This window comes from Cerasibacillus quisquiliarum (assembly GCF_014202495.1).
GTDB classification, from domain to species: domain Bacteria; phylum Bacillota; class Bacilli; order Bacillales; family Amphibacillaceae; genus Cerasibacillus; species Cerasibacillus quisquiliarum.
On sequence record NZ_JACHHA010000001.1, the window covers coordinates 110,328 to 137,037 of the forward strand.

Annotated in this window: 18 protein-coding genes; 16 read left to right on the forward strand and 2 right to left on the reverse strand. The window is 36.3% G+C overall.

Annotated features, from left to right (window positions below; genetic code table 11):
- Positions 1-282: 282 nt before the first annotated feature.
- Entirely contained in the window at positions 283-6,753 is a 6,471-nt protein-coding gene (locus HNQ35_RS00665; RefSeq protein WP_146935183.1) for a lamin tail domain-containing protein, read from the reverse strand.
- 356 nt (positions 6,754-7,109) lie between these two features.
- Here HNQ35_RS00665 and HNQ35_RS00670 point away from each other — a divergent pair, with 356 nt between their 5' ends.
- From HNQ35_RS00670 to HNQ35_RS00695, 7 genes are all read left to right on the forward strand, one after another.
- Positions 7,110-7,265, forward strand: a complete 156-nt coding sequence (locus HNQ35_RS00670) for a hypothetical protein (RefSeq protein WP_170226566.1) — start codon at positions 7,110-7,112, stop codon at positions 7,263-7,265.
- 32 nt (positions 7,266-7,297) lie between these two features.
- Positions 7,298-7,465, forward strand: a complete 168-nt coding sequence (locus HNQ35_RS14480; protein WP_371862292.1) for a hypothetical protein — start codon at positions 7,298-7,300, stop codon at positions 7,463-7,465.
- A 377-nt stretch (positions 7,466-7,842) separates the two neighbouring features.
- Positions 7,843-10,104, forward strand: coding sequence for an adhesive domain-containing protein (locus tag HNQ35_RS00675; RefSeq protein ID WP_183330106.1), 2,262 nt, complete (start codon positions 7,843-7,845; stop codon positions 10,102-10,104).
- Between the two features lie 87 nt (positions 10,105-10,191).
- Complete coding sequence (locus HNQ35_RS00680; RefSeq protein ID WP_146935175.1) at positions 10,192-11,910, forward strand: glycoside hydrolase family protein; 1,719 nt, start codon at positions 10,192-10,194, stop codon at positions 11,908-11,910.
- Positions 11,911-11,949: 39 nt separating this feature from the next.
- Positions 11,950-14,136, forward strand: a complete 2,187-nt coding sequence (locus HNQ35_RS00685; RefSeq protein WP_146935172.1) for a Mur ligase family protein — start codon at positions 11,950-11,952, stop codon at positions 14,134-14,136.
- A 9-nt stretch (positions 14,137-14,145) separates the two neighbouring features.
- On the forward strand, positions 14,146-14,355 hold the full coding sequence (locus tag HNQ35_RS00690) for a hypothetical protein (protein ID WP_146935170.1): 210 nt from the start codon (positions 14,146-14,148) through the stop codon (positions 14,353-14,355).
- 136 nt (positions 14,356-14,491) lie between these two features.
- Positions 14,492-15,607, forward strand: coding sequence for a response regulator (locus HNQ35_RS00695; protein ID WP_146935167.1), 1,116 nt, complete (start codon positions 14,492-14,494; stop codon positions 15,605-15,607).
- 200 nt (positions 15,608-15,807) lie between these two features.
- Here HNQ35_RS00695 and HNQ35_RS00700 read toward each other — a convergent pair whose 3' ends face one another.
- Positions 15,808-17,100: a C40 family peptidase gene (locus tag HNQ35_RS00700; protein WP_246118023.1), complete on the reverse strand. Its 1,293-nt coding sequence runs from the start codon at positions 17,098-17,100 to the stop codon at positions 15,808-15,810.
- Between the two features lie 759 nt (positions 17,101-17,859).
- Here HNQ35_RS00700 and HNQ35_RS00705 point away from each other — a divergent pair.
- From HNQ35_RS00705 to HNQ35_RS00745, 9 genes are all read left to right on the forward strand, one after another.
- Positions 17,860-18,627 carry a YveK family protein gene (locus tag HNQ35_RS00705; RefSeq protein ID WP_146935165.1) on the forward strand — a complete coding sequence of 256 codons (768 nt, stop codon included), beginning with the start codon at positions 17,860-17,862 and terminating at the stop codon, positions 18,625-18,627.
- The gene (locus HNQ35_RS00710) at positions 18,602-19,297 is read left to right on the forward strand and encodes a CpsD/CapB family tyrosine-protein kinase (RefSeq protein ID WP_146935163.1); all 696 of its coding nucleotides are present in this window, start codon (positions 18,602-18,604) and stop codon (positions 19,295-19,297) included. The genes HNQ35_RS00705 and HNQ35_RS00710 overlap by 26 nt, the downstream gene beginning before the upstream one ends.
- A 373-nt stretch (positions 19,298-19,670) precedes the next feature.
- Positions 19,671-20,438 carry a tyrosine-protein phosphatase gene (locus tag HNQ35_RS00715; RefSeq protein WP_146935161.1) on the forward strand — a complete coding sequence of 256 codons (768 nt, stop codon included), beginning with the start codon at positions 19,671-19,673 and terminating at the stop codon, positions 20,436-20,438.
- A gap of 126 nt (positions 20,439-20,564) precedes the next feature.
- Complete coding sequence (locus HNQ35_RS00720) at positions 20,565-21,218, forward strand: LuxR C-terminal-related transcriptional regulator (RefSeq protein WP_170226564.1); 654 nt, start codon at positions 20,565-20,567, stop codon at positions 21,216-21,218.
- Positions 21,219-21,431: 213 nt separating this feature from the next.
- Positions 21,432-23,264, forward strand: coding sequence for a polysaccharide biosynthesis protein (locus HNQ35_RS00725; protein WP_146935156.1), 1,833 nt, complete (start codon positions 21,432-21,434; stop codon positions 23,262-23,264).
- A 75-nt stretch (positions 23,265-23,339) separates the two neighbouring features.
- A complete protein-coding gene (gene galU, locus HNQ35_RS00730; RefSeq protein ID WP_246118022.1) occupies positions 23,340-24,227 on the forward strand; it encodes a UTP--glucose-1-phosphate uridylyltransferase GalU in 888 nt (295 codons plus the stop codon).
- 40 nt (positions 24,228-24,267) lie between these two features.
- Positions 24,268-25,377 carry a DegT/DnrJ/EryC1/StrS family aminotransferase gene (locus tag HNQ35_RS00735; protein ID WP_146935152.1) on the forward strand — a complete coding sequence of 370 codons (1,110 nt, stop codon included), beginning with the start codon at positions 24,268-24,270 and terminating at the stop codon, positions 25,375-25,377.
- Positions 25,378-25,384: 7 nt separating this feature from the next.
- Complete coding sequence (locus HNQ35_RS00740; RefSeq protein WP_146935150.1) at positions 25,385-26,017, forward strand: sugar transferase; 633 nt, start codon at positions 25,385-25,387, stop codon at positions 26,015-26,017.
- Positions 26,018-26,034: 17 nt separating this feature from the next.
- On the forward strand, positions 26,035-26,706 hold the full coding sequence (locus HNQ35_RS00745; protein ID WP_146935148.1) for an acetyltransferase: 672 nt from the start codon (positions 26,035-26,037) through the stop codon (positions 26,704-26,706).
- The last annotated feature ends 4 nt before the right edge of the window (positions 26,707-26,710 follow it).

Genomic DNA, 26,710 nt, shown 5'->3' on the forward strand with positions numbered 1-26,710 from the left:
TAATCGAGCGGTACGAGTCCCAAATCGAGCGGTGCGGGATCAGAATCGAGCGGTGCGGGATCAGAATCGAGCGGTGCGGGATCAGAATCGAGCGGTGCGGGATCAGAATCGAGCGGTGCGGTTCCAGAATCGAGCGGTGCGGGATCAGAATCGAGCGGTACGGTTCCAAATCGAGCGGTGCGGTTCCAAATCGCGCGACCCCGGGCCAAAATCGCGCAACCCCGCTTCTTCTTCAAACAAAAACAAAAATGAAAAGAACCGTCCGCGGACGGTTCTTTCTGATTAATTATATTTTCTTTTAATCCAAACTCTAATCGCGACGGTCATACCGCCAATTAGAAGCAGGATACCGATTAGAATATAGTTATATAGGTTTGTTGCTGTGCTTGGTAGTTGTGTTCCTGTTTTAGTTTTATCTTTTGAAATTGACACTTTATTTTGAACAGTATTTGTATGATCTTTTGCATGTGTGTCGCTCGCAGAATCGTTATTGCCAGCTCCATCGCCGTTGTTATCAGTACGATCATCAGAACCAGCGCCAACGCCAGCACCATTATCATTTCCACCAGAGCTGCTATCCTCGGGTTCTTCACGACCAGAGTCACTGCCGCCAGCTCCAGCCCCAGGATTTTCACTACCAGGGTCAGAGTCACTGCCGCCAGCACCATCGCCAGCACCGTCACCATCATCACCGCCGCCAGCACCATCATCATCTCCGCCCGAGCTACCATCCCCCGGCTGACCAATTACTTCGCCATCTTTAGTCATAAATGACCAGATGTCAGAGCGGGTCTTACCGCCAAAAGCATCTTCGGCTAAAACGTACCAAAAATACGTTTCATTCGAATTGAGGTCATTCCAGACGACTGTTGCTGTTTCACCACTTGGAACATTGTCTACTTTACCAATTAAATCATTTGTGTAGACATTAACTTCAACAAAATCTGTCTCAACTTTTTTCAATTGAGGTGTTAAGTCAAAGTCAACGACGAATTCGTCTTTTCCAGGGAATTCTTTCGGATCATAGAAATTAAATGTATCGAGATAAGGTGAATATGTTTTCACATCCATCGTATTTGTCTCAGGATTGAATGTTAAAATTCGCAAAAATCCTTGCCCGCCTTCAGGTCCAGCCTGGTAGTCAGCAAGCATTTGATAGACAACGCGATCTGTCTCGCCGTCACCGTTATCATCAATTTCATCAACTAATGTTTGAGCATTGTGATAATGTCCAGATAAAACAGCAAAAACGTTTTTATTCGGCTTAACAACTTCCTCATAAATCTTATCAGCAATAGGACTGCGTGATCCGCTTGCTAGTAAATATTCATGGAAATTCAAGATAGCTTTACGATTTGGATATTTTTCTAAAACATCATTCATCCATTTAATGCCATCTTCATCAACACCCCAGCCCATGTAAATCATAATAAAATCGTTTCCTTCTGCTGAGATAAGGTCGTAATGGCCACGATTATTTAAATAAGAACCTCCAAAATATGGTCTGTCTTCAAAGCGGTGGTCCCCGAAGTACTTATAATATGTCGTGTAGTCAATTTCTTTATGGCCAACATCATGGTTTCCAGCGAGAACACCGTAAGGAATACCAGCATCATCTAGGATTTTCATGTTACGGTCAGCCACTACCCACTGTTTCATATCATAATGTTTGTCGACTAAATCCCCTGTATGGAAAACGTATTTCAAATTTAAGTTATCAGCTTGCTCAACCATCCACTTCACTTGTGACTCGTAAATATGTGGATATGATTCAGAATAATATTGCGTGTCAGTAAACCAGACAAATGAAAACTCATTTCCAGTTACTGTAAAATCATGTTCCAGTGTTTCTGAGTCCATCACGTCGGCAGCAGCTTGGTTACCGTTCGCGTCTGCATTGTCGGAACCGCGAGTACCAACGTCAGCACTACCTGCAATCTCATCCTGCACAATGACGCTCACATGTCTATCTTTCACATAATCACTGGCAATCACTTCCCCAACCAATTGAAAAGCTTCTTCATCAGCAATATGTGAAACAAGTTTCTCCCAGCGTTTTGTTTCATAGTTCCAGGCGTACATCGTTACTTTACGACCAGGGAGGGAAGAACCTTGCCAAACGATTTCCACTCGATCATTAGCGCTCACTTTTTCATCAACAGTGACATCAAAACGATGATATGGGAACTGTTCATATGATTCCGTTTCGACTGTTTTACCATCAACATTTACCAATCGCGCACGCTCATCATCGTTTAAAACATACTCTCCATCAGGTCTAAATTCCTTAGGTGGTTCTGTATCTGAAGCATGTGTTGAAATCGTCATCGCTTCATCATCAGCACGATATTGGAACGCTTCGTAAAAACTCACATCTAAATCATCACCAGTTGGGTCAGTCACCTTAACCGCTAAGTTTGCTTCTGTCGTATTAACGTCGCCATCTTTTTTACCCGGAGCATTCGGATGTTCCGCATCGACTTTAAATGTGACACGCTTTTCCGCTACATTACCAGCTGCATCCGTAGCTGTAAAGACGACCGTATGCTTACCTTCCTCTAATAACGCGGAGCTCGTTTCATATGGCAGTGAAATATAGCTATCATTTAACTGTGCAGTGACTTCAACAACTTCACTTGTCTCATCTGTCACGTCCGCATCAATTGTGAAAGCCCCTTTATATGTTTTTCCGCCTTCTATCGACGGCACAATGCTAGGTGCTGTGTTATCCACAATGACACGCGCTTCAACCGTTTCATCATTGTAAACCGCTTTTACAACATGCTTGCCATCTGCTACTTGAGTCGTATCCCATTCAAAAGCATGCGAGCTAAAATGTTCTTCATCAATCGTAAAGACGAAATCATAAACCCATTCCATCCCCGCACTATCGCCAATTGCGTGTTCAACACTAGGATCCACGTATTTTGAATCGCGAATAATCGTTCCATCAGCTAAAATAAGTCGAATATTTTTCAAGTAAAAATCATCACGGTTTTCTGTTGATTCAAAATCAAATGGGCTTACTTTTGTTCCTGCACGAACAGTAATCGTGTTGTCCCCAGGGATGAGTCGTTCTGGTTCGACAGGGACGATTAATGTCGTATATTCATTCGTTGTGTCATCAAATATATGCAAAATATCGTCGCCCATTGTGACACCATTTTTAAAATATAAGTCGGTTTTTCTCACTTCAAAAGCGAAGTAAGCATCAGATTCAAGCGCCCTTGTCATGTCATTTAATGGTTCATCATCAACAAAAACGCGCATGTCATCTGCCGCATCATCTGCAGTCGCTTTAATAAGCGCTTTTCTTGATAATAAGTCGCCATCTTTTACATTTAATCGTAAACCATCTAAAGCATGGTCATGTTTAATCGGTAAGACAGTTAAATCTGTCTCAGATGTATGCGTTCCATCGCGAGCAACGAAGTAGTATGCTAGTTTTTCTCGACCGATAAACTCTGCTTCAGAAATCGTTAATTGAAAACGGTGATTGCTCAGTTCCTCTAAATTCACTTCTGTAAAATCATCATTTTCACTCGTTCGGTAAAATAGGCTAACCGCTTTTACTTGTTGGTCATCGGTAATTTTCGCTTCAATCGTAACCGGTTCTGAAGAAGAAACTTCCTTAACTGCTGTTAAATCTTCAATAATAGGTGCTTTTTCATCAAACGGTAATTGCACCTGTTCATGAGGTACTTTTTCATCCATGACAGAACCTGGTGTCGCATTCCAATCACCCGCACTAATTTTCAAAGAGTCGAGTGTGCCGTCAACCGGATAACGATAGAAAATCCCTTTATCTGGTATCGTATCATCGACATTAACATCCGTATTATAGCTTGCACGAGAAATGTCATGGCCCGTTTTTGTCGCAACGACAAGTGTGCGCTCACTGCCATTAGCCATTCCATTATTATGCATGCGGAATAAATTTTTTCCTTCAATTAAAGCGGTACCATAGTTATGATTGAAATCATCAGCACTTAAATGTCCATTCCCAGAATTAATAATCCAAAATACGACTGCTTCACCAGAAGGAATGATCACTTCTCCATCAGTGGTCGGTTCCCAAATCAAATCCCCCAGTTTACCAACATTTGGATATCGATAACGAATAATATAATCGTTAAAATTAATATCTTGGTTGGAGTTGTTATACACTTCAATAAACTCATACCCATCTAAACCATTTACATTTGTACTATCAGGAACGAGTTCGGTAATTAATAGTTCCGGTAGCGTTTGGTAATCTACTTCCACTTGTGGCACAGAAAGTTCATAAGACTCACTGATTTTTTCGCCAGCTTCATTTGCAGCTGTGAAATGATAATATAGCGTGTCACTCCATATATCCTCCCGTGGAATCGTTACTGTATAAACACCTGATTCATCTGTTTCTTCCATAACGACTGTGTCCTTGGAAAAATTTTTACTCTGTGTCATATGTGCATTCACACCAAGTAGCGGCTGATCTGATGACACATGTACACGTAGTTCAATATCAGAGCCATTATCCAGAGTAGGAACGTTATGTTCAATAACAGGTGCATCACCATTTACTATTACTTTAACAGGTTCACTAGGCACTTGACCTGGCATAATTTCAAGCGGTGTAACTCCAGCACCAACACCAACTTTTCTCATCTTTTTTCCTGATAAAGGATAACGATAAACGATGCCTTGATCAGCTTTCACATCACGACCACCGTCATTATAAGTCGCAGAGACGATTTCATTTTTGTAACGGTCAGCGATGATGAGTGTCCGTTCTGACCCATTCGCCATCCCGTCTGACTCAACAATTGTGACGCGGTCTTCTGTTAAATCGAGCCCATACTGTTTGTTAAAATCGTCCAATGTTAAATGTTTGTTACCAGAATTATGAATCCAAACGATAAACGTTTCTTCAGGTTGAATGACTTTATCGTCTGTAAACGGCCAAAATTGGTCTGGTTTCCCATCTGGATAACGATAAATAATTTGATAATCACTCATTTTAATTGCTTGATTCGTATTATTATAGATTTCGATAAACTCATAGGCGTCCGCACCATTTTCATTCACCGTGTCTGGTGTCACTTCTGTTATTAATAGTGGGGGCATCTTATGTGTATCAACTGATTCATTAAGTTCTACTCTAACTTCATACGTTTCAGTCGTTACGGATTGTCCTAATGCATCGACTGCTTGAAGTGAATAATAGAATACTGGAGACCAGAACAATTCCCGAGCCATTTCAGCTGGAATATGTAGTGAAAATTTATCCGTCTCTTCTTGGCGTTTAAGTGCGACTTCTTGTCGTTCCATATCTTTTCCAGTTTGATATGTGACTGTAACAGTTGAAGCATTCGGAGCTACCGCATCTAATGTAAACGATTGATCATTGCTTATTTTTGTTACTGGTGTATGATTGATTGCTAATTCTCCGAGACCATCGACTCGTACAGGTTCACTCGGTACTTGCCCAGTTAAGATTTTAGTCGGTGTTACTGTTTCACTAATGCCGACTTTTTTCATTTCTTTTCCTGATGTCGGATATTTATAAACAATACCTTTGTCTTCGCGAACATCATTTTTAACATAAGTAGCGGAGACGAGTTCGTTCATATTTTTATCTGCTAAAACAATCGTCCGTTCTGAACCATTCGCCATTCCGTCCGATTCCACAATGGCCACTTGTTCTTCTGTCAAATCAAGTCCATATTGTTTATTAAAATCGTCTATCGTTAAATCTTTATTACCTTCATTATGAATCCAAACGACAAATGCTTCTTGTGGTTGAACGACTTTGTCATCTTTAATTTCCCAAATGACATCCGCCTTTCCATCTGGATAGCGATAAATAATTTGATAATCGTTCATTGTAATTGGTTGATTCGTATGATTATAGATTTCAATAAATTCATAGGCATCTTTTTTATTCACATTGAACGTATCAGGCACAAGCTCAGTAATAAGTAGGGGTGGTAACTGTTGTGCATGAATGGTTTCATTTAATTCCACAGCGACTTCAAATGTATCAGTCGTAATTTCCTCGCCATTTTCATTGACCGCTTGGATAGAATAATAGAAGACAGGTGACCAGAGAAGTTGTTCAAGCGTGTTCGCTGGAATCGTCAATGAAAACTCATCCGTCTTCCCTTGACGCTCAAGGGGTAAAACGTCTTTAGCCATTTCTTTTCCTGTCTGGTATGTCACTGTTACTTTATCCGCTTTCGGCACAGTAACCTGTAGTGTGACGTTTTCCTTATGATTGATTTTTTTAAGTGGATCATGAGAAATTTCAAATGGTTCAGCATCAGATTTGTTTACTTCCTCTTCCACATGAGATTGCTCTTTATCCGTATTTGCCTCTTCAGACTGTTTCTTCTCAGTTATTGAAGGCAATTCATATTCACTTGATTCAGTCGTTTCAGGTGTCTCTTCTTCTTGACTAGAAGGCTTTTCTAACATAGCTGGTTGTTCATCAGTCGCAGTAGAGTCTGTGTGAGAGTTATCCACAAGCTCCTGGTTGTTATTATTAGACAAACTTTCCTCTTCATGAGCAAGTTCAGTACCTGATTGACCTTCATCCATAGACTGTATTTGCTCGTTTTCTAGTTGCATATTGCTATCAGTAAAATTCAATTCACCACTATTGACACTCTCAGCTGCAATAACAACAGGAATTGCAGGAATGAGAGAAGTCAAAAAAATACTTATAGCTGATATTGCTGCGACGATAGATCGACTCTTTCGTTTTACCATGTATTTCCCTCCATTAATATAAGATATGACATACTACATTTTACCTATCTAATGTTTATTAACTGTAAAATGAACGTAAACATCATGTAAATCTTTGAAGAGATTTGGTTACCAGAATCAATATTTTCTATTTTCAAATTCTCTATCTTTAATATGACTTTAAAGAGTGCTTTATCTGGAGCATGATTTCATCAAACTTGAAGTGTGTTTATATAATATAATTTCAATTTGTAAAGGAAACTTAATATAATAAAAGCATATTTTTCTAATAAATCTCCCGATAATAGTATAAAAGTAATAAAAAAGCTTAAAAGATCGTTGAAATAAATTGATTATTTATGAGGTGTCCATTTTAAATGAGAGCTTTACTTATTATTCATGATGTAACAACGCTTAACAGGATCGAAAGAATGATTAAAGAAACAACTAACATACATATTATTGGTAAATTTACACAATCAAGACATGTCTTGAAGGCAGTTAAAACAATGATGCCAGAAGTTAATTTTTAGATACAGATGTACAAGGTGCAAATGCTATTAGATTGGTCAAGAAAATATTATCGATTCATTTTGATACCAATATTATATTTATATCAAGTGATAGGAAATACGCCATTCAAGCATTCGAAATTGATGCATTAGACTATTTACTAAAACCTTTTACGAAAGAAAGGTTCAGGTTATCAATTGAACGATTATATAATATGTGAACACTTCTTAAATGAAACTTCATTTAAGAAGTGTTTTTTTCATTATTAAAGATAAATGCTCTCTTTCTATCGATTAATGTAAATATTCTTCTCATAAGATTGAATACCCAATTTTATAATTCATAAAATAAATCATATTTTTAAGTAAAATCTAGTCTAAAAGACTTTATTATATGTCTAAATGACGATGTATAGTTTTTGTATAGATTTTTTTCAGAAATTGAACATTATTATTTGTTAGATTAGTTGTGAAAATAATAAGTCATCAAGAGATAGAACGGAATGTTTTACGAAGGGGGTATCTTTAGGAGAAATAGTAAATGAAAGACAACATTTAGCGAGAAATATTATTCTATCATTATAGGAGGTATTATTCTTTGAGTAGAAAAACATTTGATTATAAGAAGGCAATCAATCGGAAGAATAAAATGAAAAAGGTTGCAGCTATTGCAGCAACATCACTAATCTTAACGTTTCCGGTCAATTCGGTTGTTAATACGCTTAATCTTCCAGGTTTCAAATCCAATCAGGTACATGCTCAGAATTTAGCGAATATTAATATTTTAACGGATGTAAAACTTTCAGGAGCAGTTCAGACAGTACCAGGTCAACCATCAGAATTATCCTTAACGATGACATCTGGGGGATTAGCCGATACTGAAGTACTTAATCCAAATATTGTAACGCAGTTCTATGCACCAGAACTTGCTGGTAATCTAGTAGAAGGTGGAACAGCAAATGTATCGGTTGATATCTTACCGATTACAAGAGAAAACCTACCTGGACTTTATTCTGCAGTCGGTGGATTAACTACGACAGTTACAGACTTAACGAATGAAATCGGTACACTTGTTGATGAACTATTAAATATCTCACCTGGAATTCTTCAGGTAAACGGTTTGGATGATGTTCTTGCAGCACTTGATGCATTAAACAACTTAGAAAGTTCATTGGATTCATTAACATCATATAAAGAAGCAGACATCCCAGTAACAATTAATGAAGATGGAACAATCACGGTTGAATATGGTGATGGCTTAGGTAAACATTTACAAGAAACAATTGATTCTGTTGTAGTAGAGCTGTTGGATGATTTATCTCAAGCTTTAGGGAATTTAGAAATTAAATTATTAGAGGGCGGCATAAACACTGAAAATATATTAGATCTCGTGAACAATTTAGATAATCTACCGCTTCTAGGTGATGTATTAGCGCCCCTATTAGGTGATGGACCTTTAGGAAAATTGATTGATGCGCTCGGTGGATTATTAGGACCAATTTTAGATCCATTAATAAATCCTTTACTCGGACCTGCTGTTGAAGGTGTTGTAGGCGCACTAGAAGGTTTAGTAAATGAATTACTAACTACTGTAGGTAATTTAACTGCAGAGGTAACGAATGTAGCAGATCAAGTAACTGATTTAACAACTGATTTAGTTAACGATTTAGCTGCATTAAAATTAATCGCAGGTACGACTGTTAATGTGAATGGTATTAAAGTTAGCGAAAAAGTTTGTGGTAATGTCGAAATAAAAGGTCTTGCGGTTCAAGATGCAGTTATTGACCTAGACTTGTTTGCTAATCATGGAACAGGAACGTCATTAGATTTTGGTGAATGCCTAGATGACAGCGACGCCGACGCCGATGCCGACGCTGATGCCGATGCCGACGCCGATGCCGACGCTGATGCCGATGCCGACGCCGATGCTGATGCTGACGCCGATGCTGATGCTGACGCCGATGCCGATGCTGATGCCGACGCCGATGCTGATGCCGACGCTGATGCTGATGCTGATGCCGATGCTGACGCCGATGCTGATGCTGATGCCGACGCCGATGCCGATGCTGACGCTGACGCCGATGCCGACGCTGATGCTGATGCCGATGCTGACGCCGATGCTGATGCTGACGCCGATGCTGATGCTGACGCTGACGCCGATGCCGACGCTGATGCTGATGCCGATGCTGACGCCGATGCTGATGCTGACGCCGATGCTGATGCCGACGCTGATGCTGATGCTGATGCCGATGCCGACGCTGATGCCGATGCCGACGCTGATGCCGACGCTGATGCCGACGCTGATGCTGATGCTGATGCCGATGCTGACGCCGATGCTGATGCCGATGCTGACGCCGATGCTGATGCCGATGCTGACGCCGATGCCGACGCTGATGCCGATGCCGACGCCGATGCTGACGCTGACGCCGATGCTGATGCTGACGCCGATGCCGATGCTGATGCCGACGCCGACGCTGATGCCGACGCTGATGCTGATGCTGATGCCGATGCTGACGCCGATGCTGATGCCGACGCCGATGCCGATGCTGACGCCGATGCCGATGCTGACGCCGATGCTGATGCTGACGCTGACGCCGATGCCGACGCTGATGCTGATGCTGATGCTGATGCTGATGCCGATGCTGACGCCGATGCTGATGCTGACGCCGATACGTCAGATAATGAAGTCGATACAGGTGAAAGAGTTGATGAAACAGATACAAAAGGTCAAGGTGAGAAATTACCAGATACGGCTACATCTATCTTTAATACAGGATTAGCTGGCTTGACAGCTTTATTAGCAGGGATTGCTGGATTACTAACTGGTAAAAGAAGAAAAAAGGGTCATAGTTCAAAATAAGATAACATCTTTTTAAATAAAATCAGCCTATATTTCAATTGAAATGTGGGCTGATTATTTATCAATAAAATAGAGGGCGAGTTAATGATGAATAAGCAGTCAAACCTAGGTTATATTTATAAAGCGATGGAACAAGTTGAACAATGTTTATGTAAAAAAATAGAAACTAAAGAATTATCAAAGGTAAGAATAAATAATAAAGATCAATATATTATCTTTTTATCAATCGGAAATAGCCAAATACGTGCTCGTGTCTTTACGGAAAAAGACAAAGATTTTCAAAAAGCATTTCAAAGAATCAAGCAAAAAGCAATTCAGCTCGTACAAAAAAACAATATGAATCCAGAATGGTTGAAAATAGATGTCGTTTCAGAAATAAAACGAATATCATTCATACAATTAGAAAATATAATAGCTAAAACACGAAAAAATTACTTCCGATATGGTATTGCCTTTGATCCAGAGTTTCGTTTAGCTTTCTTAGAGCAAGAAATCAATGGGAATGCGATGATAAGGAGTGTGAAAAAAAAGCCGTTAGCACTTGATGAAACGAACATCAACCATTATTTGAAATATAATAAAGGATTACGTATTCCATTTATGAAAGAAATGTATAGAGAGCGCGATGTTTTTATCTTTAAAACACGGTCTATATTTAAAGAACGCATGAGTGATAAAATCCATGAACTTTATCATGGTGAATTAACAAATGGCATTCGTAAAGTAAATAATATAAAACAAGAAACGAAACAATTAATAGAACGAGCAACGTATTATCTAGCTAATCAAGTGAAGGAATCAGGACAATTTGAATATGGATATTTTTCAGCATTTGCAAAAAAAATAGGTACTTATAATATACTAAGACACTCAAGTTCACTCTATGCTATGGCTGAGGGATATGAAGTATTAAAGGATAATAGAATATTAGAAGCTATAGAGCGTGGATTAAATTACTTAATTAAGGAAGCTATCGTTTATAAAGAGGGTTTGCCAGTAAGGACAGCGTTTGTTGTCGATCATGCAAATGAAAACGAAATAAAATTGGGTTCTAATGCAACAGCAATATTAGCGATGACTAAGTATATGGAAGTAACAAATACTGATCGCTATCTCGATATTGCTCAAGCATTAGCACAAGGTATTCTCCATATGAAATTACCTGATGAAGGATTTATTCATGTACTAACATATCCAACGTTTAGTATTAAAGCATTAAATCGAATTATTTATTATGAAGGAGAAGCTATTTTTGCTTTACTGCGTTTATATGCTATTGATAAAAAAGAACTCTGGTTAGAAGAAGTTAAAAAGACATTTGATTATTTTATAAAAAACGACTATTGGAAATACCATGATCACTGGTTAAGTTATGCAGCTAATGAATTAACAACATATGAACCTGAAGATAAGTACTTTATTTTTGGGCTTAAAAATTGTCATCATAAATTAAATTTCATTTATCATCGTGAAACAACATTCCCAACTTTTTTAGAATTAACAATGGCAGCTTATAAGATGATAAATAAAATCAAAGAATTACAAAAAAGTGAATTACTAAAATACATAGATGAAGCGTTTTTAATTGAAACCATCGACCACAGAGCTGAATATCAACGTGTTGGCTTTTTCTATCCTGAATTAGCGATGTATATGAAGAAGCCAGATTTAATCGTGGATGGATTTTTCATTCGCCATCATTCATTTAGAGTAAGAATAGATGATGTTGAACATTATTTATCGGGTTACTGCCAATATTTACACGAACGGATACCACATTTAAAAGACGCTGATTTAACTATCTAAGCTAATACAAAATAGATTATAGAATAGAGGGCGTGTAGGATGTCTGGTTTTACATTTGAAGAGATAGAAGACATATTAGAGGGTAAACTTTACAATAAATTAAAACAAATCTCACCAATTATTGATTTCGAATTTGATCCTAATCGACTTAAAAATAAACCTGGTAATTGTTTTATTTCTATTTCAAAAGATAGATGGAATGAAGCTCATCGAAAAGAACTCCCGTGGAAAGATGGCAATATAAGTATTTTAAATCATTATAATAAATGCGATTTAATTATTACAGAGGAGCCGATTCCACAATTAATAAATGATGTTCCACAAATTATCGTGAAGAACAGTTTCGCATCGATGAGAATTTTAGCAAAAGCCGCACGACATAAAATGTCTAATCCGGTTATAGGGATAACTGGTTCAGTTGGAAAGAGCTCAACCCGGTTGATACTTGAACATTTACTAAAAGATAGTCATACGATTGTGGCAACACGTGGCAATCATAATACACAATCTGGTGTTCCTTTATATGGGGCTAAGTTATGTAAAAATCCAGATATAGGTATCATCGAGATTTCCTTAAATGCTTTAAATAATCGTGGTAATCAATCATTAACAGTAAGACCAAATGTTTGTATCGTCACATCAATTGGGGAAGCACATCTATCAACTTTACATTCCACAATGAATGTCGCGCGTTTTAAAGCAAGAATATTTGCAGGTTTGGAGGAAAATGGTTTAGCCATTATTAATAAAAGTATTAACAAAGAAGAATTTAATCTTTTATATGAACAAGCAAAAAAACGTACAACTCATATAAAGACTTACAGTATGAATGACTGTACAGCAGATTTATTTTTAAAAAGTAAAAAACAGAATAAATATAATACATCAATTATTTTCCATTACAACAATAAAGATTACAAATTTGAGATGGAATTACCAAGTGATGGAATAGTGGAGAATGCATTAGGTGCAATTCTATGTTTAGCGGAATTAGGCTATGATTTAGAGTCACTATTGCCAAAGATTGATAAATTTAAGTCACTCAAACGCGTTATGGAATTAAAGCAACTAAAAACAAAAGATGGAAGATGTGTTGATATTATCGATGATTCTCATAATGCAGCCATCCCTTCAATGATTAATGCCATTCAAACTTTCAAAGAAAAACAACAATTTTACAACGGCAAAAAGATATTAGTGCTAGGTCAGGTGGCAGATTTAGGTGAAAAAAGTGAGACATTACATCATAAGCTAATACCATATATTTTAGAATCTCATGCTGATTATGTTTTTGGTCATGGGCAATATATGAGACGTGTCATACAGAATTTGCCAACAAAAATGGTCGGAGGGTGGTTTGATAATGCTCAAGACCTTTCAACACGTGTTCCTTATTATTGTTCAGATGATTCATTAATCGTATTAAAAGGATCGGTAACAGGAAGTGACTTTTCAAAGACAAGTCATCTATTACCAGCCAATATATCTCGATCTGTAAAAGGATTCGATCGTCCCACTCCTTTATTAATAGCCGAATTACTTCAACCACAATGGGGAATGATTGCCTATGATATGAAAAAACGCAAAACAATATTTCAACATGGTAATACTCATACACAATCAATAGAAGGAATTGGTCCTATCTTGCTTTTATACTTGCTGTTAAATAAGGGGATAAGGTATGAAGAAAAATGTGAATTAAACAAATGGCCTACTAACAGAGGAAAAAGTATGAGTGGAAAACCGTTTAAAACAGGACAGATTTTCACACATCGCGAGCTGATAGATGAATTAATTCAAACACAACATCCGAGCGCCATTTTTGAATTAGCTTATCTGTATTTTGGAAGTAGGAAAAAAGCGATGCAAGAAATAAGTAAGCTTAATGAAAAAATAAACTTAAAATCATCTGCTACATTAAATTTAACCGGACGATATCGTGTAAAGGAACAACAATCTTTCACATTAAATGACTTATTAAAAACTGGAATCATACTTAGTCGATATCAAATAAAATTACCTGTTTGTTTACCTGACAGTCATGTTAATATAAGAGGAATTATGTTTGGTAGATTACAATCATATGGTATTTTATTCGTTCATAATATTGTCATTTGTATAAGTGGAATTGCTAGTAAACAAGGAATATTACATGAGTTGAAACATTTGTTGAAAAATAAGAGATACCTTTCATATCTAGAGAGAAGGTATATCTATAATTTATAGGTGATAGACATGACCCATGATGAGCAAAAAACAGACTTAGAAAAATTAAATCATGAAATAGAAGAGGAACTATTACAATACTTAGATGGAGACAAATCATTTAAAAAAGAAGAAAACCATCAATTGACGTTTAATGTTGTATTTCAATATGTAATGACAGTGATACTCATATTGATTGTCATCACTAATGTGATAATCATTATTTACAAACTATTATAGTTACTCATTTTCTCAAATAAATGATTGTAAAATATATATATGGTAAAAATATAGTTATTACAAAATACTAGTACTAGGTAATAATAATATTTGAACTGGAGGTTAAAGTTTTCATTTATGATTAGGGGGGCTCATCTTGAAGGCAATTCTAGTTGATCATGAAATAGTAGCCTTGAATTTACTAGAAAAAAGAATTAGAGAATTATCTGATATAAAAATTATTGGTAAATTTATAAATCCTATAAAAGCCTATGAAAAAATTATTCAATCTAAACCCGAAATTATTTTTACGGAAATTGAATTACCATATTTAGACGGTATGACTCTAGCTAGAAAGGTACTTGATATATATCCAGATACGAATATCGTATTTGTTACTTCTCGTATCGAATATGCAGTCGAGGCATTTGAAATTAATGCGGTTGATTTTCTTGAAAAAAATACATATACAGGACGATTTAAAATAACTATTAATCGTCTTATGAAAAAGAGAAAAAAAATCAAAATGAGCGGTCCAATTATATGTTGCTTTAAAGCATTAAAATTTAAGCAATCATTAAAGAGTATACAAATTAATGTTAATTGGCGTACGGCAAAGGCGAGAGAGCTATTTGCTTTCTTATTACATAATCGTAATGAAACTGTACGTAAAGATGTCATAATTGATTTATTATGGCCAGAAACAGATGTTAAAAATGCTCTAACACAACTTTATTCAACTATTTATCAAATAAGAAAAACATTAAATCAGATTAAATTTCCGATAGAAATAATTAGTAATAATAATCAATATAGGATCAATATGAACGGTATTAAAACAGATGTTGATTTACTAGAACTAGGCTTAAAAGACTTTGATATTGAAAATGGAGATTTGCATCTTTATAAAAGATTATTAAGACTTTATAAAGGAGATTATTTAGAAGAGGATAGTTATCACTGGGCATTAAGTGAACAAAACCGCTTAAGAGTTTTGTGGACTTCTTACTTAACAAGTTTAGCAGAATACTATGTTGAACAGAGAAATTATGCAGAGGCTATAATGTTATATCTCCATTATCAATCGATAGTTCCTTATAATGAAGATGTATATTTTAAACTCATGCAATTATTTGATAAATTCGGAGATCGTAAGTCCGTTGAATTCCAATATCATAAACTAAAAAATATGTTAAAAGAACAGTTTGATGATGTACCAAGTACGAAAGTAAAACAATGGTATAAAAAGAAGATAAGAAAACGCCTATGTTAAGGGAGTAAAGTTGTTCTTTTCAAGTTTAATTGCATATTATAAATTAGGATAATCATATTAAATCATACGTTCTATATAGCCTATTCTCGTAAATTTATGCCACAATTATCGATTCCTACACATCAACAAACATAAAAACCTCGGTTTCCCGAGGTTTTTCTAGTAAACGTATAGTCTTTCAATAGTATTTAATCAAATGCTTAATAAAATCTCTTAAATGAATCAAAATGTTTACTCCAATATGGGTTACTTAAATCTGTGACGGTAACACCTGTACTTGTTCCGGCATGAATAAATTTATTATTACCTATATAAATACCGAGATGAGAAATGCCGCTACGGTATGTACCGGAGAAAAAGACAAGGTCACCAACTTGTGGATTTGAGACATAATATGAGCGGTCATAGTATCCTTGACTTGATGTACGACTCATTTTTTTACCTGCTTCATTGTAAGCAAAATGGATAAAGCCACTACAGTCAAATCCATTTGGTGTCTGACCACCCCAGACATATTTCACACCTTGCATTGAGAATGCTGTGTTTAGTAGTTTATCAACATTGTAGCCGTTATTTGTAGAAGATCCTTTGTTTGATGATCCTGAGCTACTAGAACTACCTGATGATGTTGAGCCACTGCTACTGCTCTTACCACCTTTAACATTTAGCTTCTGACCAACATAAATTAAATCAGACGATAAATTATTCCACTGTTTCAGGTTGCTCACCGATACACCGAATTGTGCTGAGATGCGTGATAGTGAGTCACCAGCTTTAACGGTGTAAACGGTTGTATTCTTTTTACTGTTAGATGATGATGAAGTGGAGCTATTAGATGAGCCGCCACTCTTTGCACCTTTTACATTTAATTTCTGACCGACTAAAATTAAATCAGAATTTAAGTTGTTCCATTTTTTTAAGTTACTAACCGATGTACCGAATTGACTTGCAATACCACTTAACGTGTCACCAGCTACAACGGTATATGTACTTGCGTTAGATGGTGCACGTGATCCACTTCCAGAACTACTAGAACTTCCTTTTGATGACGTGCTAGTACGAGCATTCTTATTAACTACTAATTTATCTCCTGGGAAAATGAGTGTCGTATCTAGATTATTTAATTCCATTAACTTATTAAGAGACATATTATGCTTATATGCGATTTCACTTAGTGTATCCCCAGCTTTAACGGTGTAAGATCCTGATGTTGATTTACTGCTATTAGTAGATGTGCTTTTAGAAGATGAATTTGACTTCGCTCCATTATTACCAGATACTTTCAACTTTTGATTAGGAAAAATAATGTCACTAGTTAAGTTGTTTAATTCCTTCAAATGTGAAATAGATGTCTGGTATTTCTGAGCGATATCCCACAGTGTGTCTCCAGATTTTACTGTATGAGTCGCGGCATCAGCACTTTGAACTGCAAGTAGCGATGAAGCGATGACAGCACTTGCCGTCACTCCCATATAAATCTTCTTTTTTGCCATTGAACTTACCCCTTTCACAAAATATAGTTAGGCTCGTTACATATAAAATGTCCGAGCACGAATAAATAAGTTAAATAGTCATAAAAACTATGCTAAAAGACCTAACAATTCATACTATAGTATGAAAAAACTATAGAATGTCACGCAATAAATGAAGTATTAAAGTCCTATTATAAAAAAACTACAAATACCATAAAATAGGAAAAATTAGACAAATATATCTTATTATGGATATCATTATATCTTTAATACTAGTAGAATCAAGCTATTACACCAAATTGTAATAGAACTGTAATAATAAACGACATAATCCGAACGTACTATCTGGTATAGGCCAATTTAACTATTATATTATTCGCAAAAATATAAAAAATATAATATTGGACAGCAAATGAGGCTTGTTTTAAACTTAAAATATATAAATAATTAAATGAATAATCCTAAAGTCCTTAAATCTATCAAAGTTATATATTTCAACTCATAAACTATGACTAAAATATTAATAATAAACGACATTTATTGTATTGTTACGACATTAATCAAGTGGTAAATAAACATTATGTTTTATGTGCTTATAGATATAGATACCCTATTAAAAATGCCGCAAAACTTAAAAAATCTCATAAAAACATTATTAAATAGCCATATGTTATGGTATAATTTCGAATATAATGTTTAACATTGCCTATTTGTCTGTTTTTGTTACGTTTATTTCGAAAAATTAAAATAAAGTAGAAGATGACTAACGGAGGTAAATCCATGGAAGAAACAATTTCCTTAAAAGAAATATTTGGGGTTATAAAGAAACGCTTTATGCTCATTGTTGCATTCGTTTTTGGGGCAGCACTTATCGCTGTAGTATTTAGCTATTTTATTATTACCCCTAAGTATGAATCAAGTTCACAGTTTATTGTGAATCAATCGCAACAAGATCAAAATATCCCATATAATGTAAATGATATCCGAACAAATGTTGAGTTGATCAATACATATAATGTCATCATTAAAAGTCCTAGAGTACTAGATGAAGTCGTTGAAGAGTTAGGATTGGATTATTCAGCTGGAACATTAAGTCAGAAAATCAAAGTGTCTAGTGAGCAAAATTCACAAGTCGTTACAGTGACTGTAACAGACCCAAATCCAGCCACAGCGACACAGATTGCGAATACAACTGTGAAAGTCTTTCAAGACATGATTCCAGACATTATGAATGTTGATAACGTTAAAATTCTTTCACCAGCAGAAATGGTAGAAAAACCAACCCCCGTCTCACCAAAGCCATTATTAAATATCGCCATTGCAATTGTATTAGGTGGCATGATTGGTGTTGGACTTGCCTTTCTACTTGAATATCTTGATAATACGATTCGAACAGAAGATGATATTGAAAAAGAACTTGGCCTGCCTGTTCTTGGAGTGATTTCAACAATGACAACAGAAGATCTTCGCCAAGGGAGAATGTTAATTGGACAACAATCACGTATGAAACGAGGTGGTTTCAGTGGCGCGCAAAAGAAAACAGTTTGATTCATCAATCCGTCATTTAATTACAAAGCTGAATCCACGCTCACCTATTTCAGAGCAGTATCGAACGATTCGGACGAATCTACAATTTGCATCAGTTGATGATGAGCTTCATTCGATGCTTGTTACGTCATCAGGCCCAAGTGAGGGGAAATCTACCATTACAGCGAACCTCGCTATTGTAAATGCTCAACAAGGAAAAAAAGTTCTCTTAATTGACGCTGATATGAGAAAACCGACAGTCCATTATACGTTTCGCCTTGATAATTTAAGAGGTTTAAGTAATGTGCTCGTAGGTGAACATACACTAGAACAAGCATTAAACAAAGAAGCGGAGGAAAACCTTGATATTCTATCATCAGGGCCGATTCCACCGAACCCATCTGAATTACTAGCATCTAAACGATTGAAAGAACTTATCATTGAAGCGAAAGAAAGATACGACATTATTATTTTCGATACGCCACCCGTCCTTGCAGTGACTGATGCACAAATTCTCGCCGACTCAGTAGACGGCACACTGCTCGTCATTCGGTGCGGAAAAACAGAAAAAGAAGCAGCATTAAAGGCAAAAGAAGCATTAGAGCCAGCAAGAGCGAAATTGCTCGGTACGGTCCTAAATGATCGTGAAAAAGCTGCCAATTCCTATTATTACTATTACGGAAATAACTAAATTAAACATGCCTATGTTATTTGCGAAAAATAACATAGGCATGTTTTTTTACAAAAAAATAACAGATGATTACGAAAAATATAACGTCATGTTTAATATTGGTAATAAACTATTAAAAAAACCCAAAAAATGTTAAAATATAGTAGTCCTTTAGATCTATTCTGTGAATATAAGTAGATTTATAACTAAAACCATTTTGAAATATACTTTTAAAAACAGTAGAAATACCGGTTATACAGGCTTTTTGGCATTGTCATTTTATACAAAGAATTGCCAAATAACTAATAATTTTGTAATATAGTATTCAACTTGTATACATAAAAAGGGTGACTTGATTACATTGTTACGCAGGTCGCAAAGGGGGGTTAGATAAATGATTGATATTCATAGTCATATTTTACCTGGGGTAGATGATGGCGCACAGACGGAAATCGATAGTATCGAAATGGCTCATGCGGCTGTTCAACAAGGGATTCATACGATCATTGCGACACCACATCATATGAACGGGCAATATGAAAACGAGAAACAATCAATCATTAAACATGTCGAACTACTCAACGAACTTCTAGAAAGTGAAAATATCCCATTAACCGTATTACCGGGACAAGAGATTCGTATCTATGGGGAATTACTAGAAGATCTTCAGCAAGGAACCATCCAATCATTAAATAACACAAAATATATTTTCATAGAATTTCCATCAGGTCATGTTCCACGCTATGCCGAACAGATGCTATTCGACATTCAAGTAGCGGGTTATATCCCAATCATCGTGCACCCTGAACGTAACCGCGAATTAAGTGAACAGCCAAACAAGCTGTACGAATTCGTTCGTAAAGGGGCACTCACACAAGTAACAGCCGCCAGCGTCATCGGGAAATTCGGGAAAACCATCCAAAAATTCACAGAACAAATTATTGAAGCAAACTTAGCGCATTTTATCGCTTCAGATGCCCATAACACGACATCAAGAGGCTTCTGTATGAAAGAAGCGTATCAAGAAATTGAAAAGCTCTATGGGTTAGATATGACTTACATGTTCCTTGAAAACGGTGAATATTTAATTTTAGGGGAAAATATCAATAAATACGAACCGAAAAGAATCACGAAGAAAAAGCGTTTTTTAGGCTTATTTTAATATTCGAGAACAACGCTCCTGATACAATGACTATTTTCCATAATAGAAGGTATGCAAAAATATGATAACGCTATTCGCTATCATAATATCAGGAAATACTTGGAAACAATAGGAGCTGATGTACGATTGATACGCTTGTTATTAATTCAAGATGATCGATTATTTAGTGAAGGGATTAAAGCAGTCCTTTCAAAAGATCCCGATATCGAAGTTGTCGGAATTGCTGAAAATGCTTCAGATGTTGAACAAATCCAATCATTACGCCCCGATATCATTCTTTTCGTCATAGATGCATGCTATAAAGATATCATCACAGCGACAGCGAGACTAAAAGAACGTAGGCCTAAAGTGAAAATAATCTTTCTAATCGATGAACCAGAAGAAGAACTCATCTTTAGGGCGGTAAATGTCGGTGTTGACGGCTTTATATTAAGTAATCTTTATCCTGAGACGTGTCATAGGATTATTCATGAAGTCAATCGTGGCGAGAATGTGCTCTCCGGACCCATTGCGAAAATGATTATCGAACGACTTCGCCATATAACGAAAGACAAAAAGACACTTCTTGGGATTCGTTTACAAAATAAAGGAATTGAACTAACAGCTCGAGAATTAGAAGTCGCTTATTTAGCAATGCAAGGCAAAACGAATCACCGTATCGCACAAATGTTACAAATTAGTGAAGGAACCGTTAAGAATTATATGAGTGAGATATACCATACAATAGGGATTCATCGACGAAAAGAAGCGATAGACTTCTTTCGAAAATCTATTTTATAACACTCATATGACTAAAAGTAAGACTATGACTTTTATCTTAAAAGTCACTAGGAATATTGACTAATGTTTTGTTACAATACACTTTGTAACAAAAATAGACAAAATGCTAAAAATGTTAAGAGATGTTAAATGTGTTAAACAGGCATCATGTAAGTTTGATTTATCTAATAAAAGTGAAAAACGTCACAAACAAAGGGAAGGGAGAAATAACGATTGTCCTATCAAAAACGGCTGACATTACTCATCTTACTCGACTCGATTATCGTCACATGTGCGATATTCGCAGCCGTATGGATCGTCTATCCGAATGCTGAGGGAACACTTGATACGAAAGTGCTCGCTATTAGTTCACTCGCCTTACTCGTATTCCACCATCTATTTGCTTTTGTTTATAAGTTATATAACAAAGTATGGGCATATGCGAGTGTAGGAGAATTGCTAGCGATCGTAAAGTCAGTGACATTCGCCATTTTAGCTACCGGTGTTGTGCAATACCTCGTCAATGGTTTTAGCATCTACCGCCGGACACTTCTCGTTACTTGGCTCCTACATATTATTTTAATTGGTGGTTCGCGTTTTGTCTGGCGTGTCTTTCGCGACCAATATCTCGTAAAAGATACGAATAAAAAACGTACACTTATCGTCGGTGCCGGTGCAGCTGGCTCCATGATTGCAAGACAGCTCCATAATGGGAATAACGATAGCGAACTTAAACCGATCGCATTTGTCGATGATGATTTAGCGAAGCATAAGATGGAAATATACGGTGTTCCTGTCATCGGTCGGATTAAAGACATCCCCGACATCGTCAACAATCATAACATCGAGCATGTGATCATTGCTATTCCATCATTAAAACGAAGCGAATTAAAGCATATCGTCGATTTATGTAATGAAACAAAAGCAATCGTCAAAATGATACCGAAAATAGAAGACTTAATGACGGGGAAAGTGTCCGTCAGTAACTTGAAAAACGTCGAAGTTGAGGACTTACTCGGGCGTGACCCTGTCGTTCTTGATATTCATGCGATTAAAGAATATGTGACAGATAGCACGGTCATGGTAACCGGAGCAGGCGGCTCTATCGGTTCAGAACTATGCCGTCAACTGATGACATTCAAGCCGGGACGAATCATTCTCGTTGGCCACGGAGAATACAGCATTTATAACATCGATATGGAATTACGTCGTACATACGGCCAATCAGAGACTGAAATTATCCCAATCATCGGTGACGTCCAAGACCGAGAGCGTATGTTTCAAATTGTACAAGCATATGAACCAGCGATCATTTACCATGCGGCAGCCCATAAACATGTGCCATTAATGGAATACAATCCACATGAAGCGGTCAAGAACAATGTGATCGGCACGAAAAACGTCGCCGAAGCAGCCGATTATTACGGGGTCAAACGGTTTGTTCTCGTTTCCACTGATAAAGCAGTGAACCCGACAAACGTGATGGGTGCGACAAAGCGGATCGCTGAAATGGTCATTCAAGATATGGCAACACGGAGTAAAACAACATTCGTTGCCGTCCGTTTCGGAAATGTCCTCGGTAGCCGTGGCAGTGTGATCCCTTTATTTAAGAAGCAAATCGCTGATGGCGGACCTGTTACGGTCACCCATCCTGATATGACACGCTATTTCATGACGATTCCCGAAGCATCACGACTCGTCATCCAAGCCGGAACACTCGCAAAAGGTGGCGAAATCTTCGTCCTTGATATGGGCGAACCAGTAAAAATCGTCGATCTCGCGAAAAACTTAATCCGTCTCTCAGGCTACACCGAAGACGAAATCCCAATCGAATTCTCTGGCATCCGCCCAGGTGAGAAGATGTACGAAGAACTTCTCGGCGAAGATGAAATCCATCCAGGAGAAGTCTATGAAAAAATCTATGTAGGACGGACGAAAGAAGTCGATGCCGATGCGATTCATAGATTGATAGAAGGATTTGAACGGTGTGAAGTTGGGGAATTGAAGGATGAGTTGATGCGGGTTGTGTTTATGGAGAAAGAATTGGTTACGGCGAAAGGGTCATAATGTTATATTCCAATATTAATATCTCAAATATCAATATCGATATAAATTTCATCATCAAACATGGGGGCTATCTCATTGAATAAAACAATTAAGAAAGCGATTATTCCAGCAGCAGGGTTAGGAACTCGATTCTTACCGGCTACGAAAGCAATGCCAAAAGAGATGTTACCGATTGTCGATAAACCAACGATTCAATATATTATTGAAGAAGCGATTGAATCAGGAATTGAAGATATTATCATCGTAACAGGAAAAGGTAAACGTGCGATTGAGGACCACTTTGACCATAACTTTGAGCTTGAAGATAATCTTGCAAAAAAAGAAAAGTGGGATTTACTAGAAAAAGTAAAAGAAACAACAAATGTTGATATCCATTATATTCGTCAAAAAGAACCAAAAGGATTAGGACATGCCGTTTGGTGTGCACGTAAATTTATCGGTAACGAACCATTCGCTGTACTACTAGGTGATGATATCGTTCAAGCAGAAACACCAGGATTAAAACAATTAATCGAACAATTTGAAGAAACACAGTGTTCTGTTGTCGGTGTGCAAAAAGTAGCAGAAAATGAAACACATCGCTATGGCATTATTGATCCGTCATCGATAGAAGGTAGACGTTATCAAGTTAATAAATTTGTAGAAAAACCAGCACCAGGTACAGCACCGTCTAACCTAGCGATTATGGGACGTTATGTATTAACACCGGAAATATTTGAGTTTCTAGATCGTCAAGAGATCGGAGCTGGTGGTGAGATTCAGTTAACAGACGCAATTCAGCATATCAATGAAACACAAATAGTCTATGCATATGACTTTGAAGGAAAACGTTACGATGTTGGTGAAAAGATGGGTTTTATCAAAACAACTATTGACTTTGCATTACAAAATGATGAGATTAAAGATGAGATTTTTGAGTATCTCGTACAGATTGTAAATGAAGCTAAAACTACCGTAAAATAAATTGTTGTTCAGAACAAATTAGCGGAAGGAAGTTATATTTATGACTGACAGAATATATTTATCTTCACCTCATATGAGTGATGAAGGGTATGAAATGCAATATGTAAAAGAAGCATTTGATACAAACTGGATTGCACCATTAGGTAAAAACGTTAATGAATTTGAAAACGAGTTAGCGAATAAAGTTGGTTCTAAGGCAGCTGCAGCACTTTCATCAGGGACCGCTGCAATTCATCTAGCTCTAAAAGCTGCAGGTGTTGAAAAGGGAGATATTGTATTCTGTCAGAGCTTAACATTCTCTGCTTCAGCTAATCCCATTATTTATCAAAATGCTACACCTGTCTTTATTGATAGTGATATTAATACATGGAATATGTGTCCAAAAGCTTTAGAAGAAGCATTTGAGAAATACCCTAATGTAAAAGCCGTCATAGTTGTTCATCTTTATGGTCTTACTGCTGACATGGACAAAATAGTAGAATTATGCAAAAAACACAATGTCGTATTAATTGAAGATGCAGCTGAATCGTTGGGTGCTTACTATAAGGGAAAACACACTGGAACGATTGGCGATTACGGTGTTTTTTCTTTTAATGGAAATAAAATTATCACGACATCTGGTGGTGGTATGCTTGTCTCAGATAATAAAGAAAGAATTGAAAAAGTAAAATTTTGGGCTACACAATCACGTGATTACGCAAGACATTATCAACATAGTGAATTGGGTTACAATTACCGTTTGAGTAATGTTCTGGCTGGTATTGGTAGAGGCCAATTAAAAGTATTAGAAGATAGAGTAGAGAAGAAAAAATATATCTTTGAATTTTATAAGGAACACCTCGGAGATATTGATTCTATTAAATTTATGCCAGTAAATCATTGGGTAGACCCGAACTACTGGCTTTCATGCATAACAGTTAATGGAAAAGTAAAACCAATCCATATAATAGAAGCTTTAGAAAAAGAAAATATCGAATCTCGCCCGTTATGGAAGCCAATGCATTTACAACCATATTTCGAAAAATATGATTATGTTGGTGGTAATACAGCTGAAACTTTATTTGAAACTGGTGTTTGCTTGCCTTCAGATACGAAGATGACCGATAAAGAGCTAAAAAGAGTAGTTAAAGCTATAAGAAAACTATGGTGATATTGACATGAGAAAAAATAACTTTTATAAAAAATACATAAAACGAGTTTTTGATATTGTTTTTTCTTTATTCGCTCTTATTTTATTAAGCCCTGTACTACTTATTTTAGCAGTATTGATTAAATTAAATTTAGGTAGCCCAATTCTTTTCAAACAGCAGAGACCTGGTTTATATGGTAAAGTATTTACTATTTATAAATTCCGGACAATGACTGATGAAAAAGATGAAACCGGTGAACTACTAGATGATCATCTCAGACTGACAAAGTTTGGTAGATTTTTACGTTCTACATCTATGGATGAATTGCCGGAATTACTAAATATTTTAAAAGGGGATATGTCCTTTATTGGACCACGACCACTACTTGTTGAATACCTACCTCTATATAATAATGAACAGATGAGACGTCATGAAGTTCGCCCAGGCTTATCTGGTTTAGCTCAGGTGAATGGTAGAAATGAACTGAGTTGGGAAGAGAAGTTTTATCATGATATATATTATGTAGATAATGTAAGTTTATATTTGGATTTAAAAATATTTTTCTTAACTTTAAGAAAAGTAATTATGCGAGAAGGTATTAGTTTTTCTAATGAAAAAAAAGATAATAAATTTAAAGGGGATAAAGAAAAAATTATATAAAATAGGATAATACTTGATTGAAAAATGAGGAATGCGGGATGAAACAGTTGTTTATTGTAGGTAGTGGGGGCTTTAGTAAACAAGTCATTGAAATCGTTGAAAAAAATAATGAACAAAAACAGATATATAATCTAGTAGGATTGGTTGATGATGATAAAGAAAAACAAAAAAGTGAGGTCCTAGGCTATAAGATACTAGGAACAACTGATTTTTTGCATGAATACTCCAAAGTAAATAAAGTTTATGGTGTAATTGCCATTTCTAACACAAAGATTCGTAAACAACTTGCATCTAAATTAAATAACGTTGAGTGGATAAACTTAATTCATCCTGATGCCATACTGACTAAATATATGAAGTTAGGTAAAGGTAATGTTATATCTGGTGGTGTAGTAATTAATCCTGATTGTAAATTAGGTAATCACTGCCATCTGAACATTGGAACCACTTTAGGGCATGATGTAAAGCTATCTGATTATGTTACCGTTATGCCAGGTAGCAGGATTTCGGGCAATGTACATTTAAAAAGAAACACTTTAGTTGGGACGGGTTCAACCATCATTCAAAATATTACTATCAACGAAAATACAATGCTTGGAGCAGGAACTGTAATTATTAAAGATACTGAAAGAAATGGTTTATATGTAGGTGTACCTGGTCAAAAGATTAAGGACTTAGAATCGAATTAATTTT

What these genes read in the sequence shown, in the direction of transcription:
- HNQ35_RS00680 (WP_146935175.1), top strand. Translation starts at nt 10,192, where the DNA reads ATGAATAAGCAGTCAAACCTAGGTTATATTTATAAAGCGATGGAACAA.
- HNQ35_RS00690 (WP_146935170.1), top strand. Translation starts at nt 14,146, where the DNA reads ATGACCCATGATGAGCAAAAAACAGACTTAGAAAAATTAAATCATGAA.
- HNQ35_RS00670 (WP_170226566.1), top strand. Translation starts at nt 7,110, where the DNA reads ATGAGAGCTTTACTTATTATTCATGATGTAACAACGCTTAACAGGATC.
- HNQ35_RS00700 (WP_246118023.1), bottom strand. Translation starts at nt 17,100, where the DNA reads ATGGCAAAAAAGAAGATTTATATGGGAGTGACGGCAAGTGCTGTCATC.
- HNQ35_RS00715 (WP_146935161.1), top strand. Translation starts at nt 19,671, where the DNA reads ATGATTGATATTCATAGTCATATTTTACCTGGGGTAGATGATGGCGCA.
- HNQ35_RS00735 (WP_146935152.1), top strand. Translation starts at nt 24,268, where the DNA reads ATGACTGACAGAATATATTTATCTTCACCTCATATGAGTGATGAAGGG.
- HNQ35_RS00705 (WP_146935165.1), top strand. Translation starts at nt 17,860, where the DNA reads ATGGAAGAAACAATTTCCTTAAAAGAAATATTTGGGGTTATAAAGAAA.
- HNQ35_RS00665 (WP_146935183.1), bottom strand. Translation starts at nt 6,753, where the DNA reads ATGGTAAAACGAAAGAGTCGATCTATCGTCGCAGCAATATCAGCTATA.
- HNQ35_RS00740 (WP_146935150.1), top strand. Translation starts at nt 25,385, where the DNA reads ATGAGAAAAAATAACTTTTATAAAAAATACATAAAACGAGTTTTTGAT.
- HNQ35_RS00685 (WP_146935172.1), top strand. Translation starts at nt 11,950, where the DNA reads ATGTCTGGTTTTACATTTGAAGAGATAGAAGACATATTAGAGGGTAAA.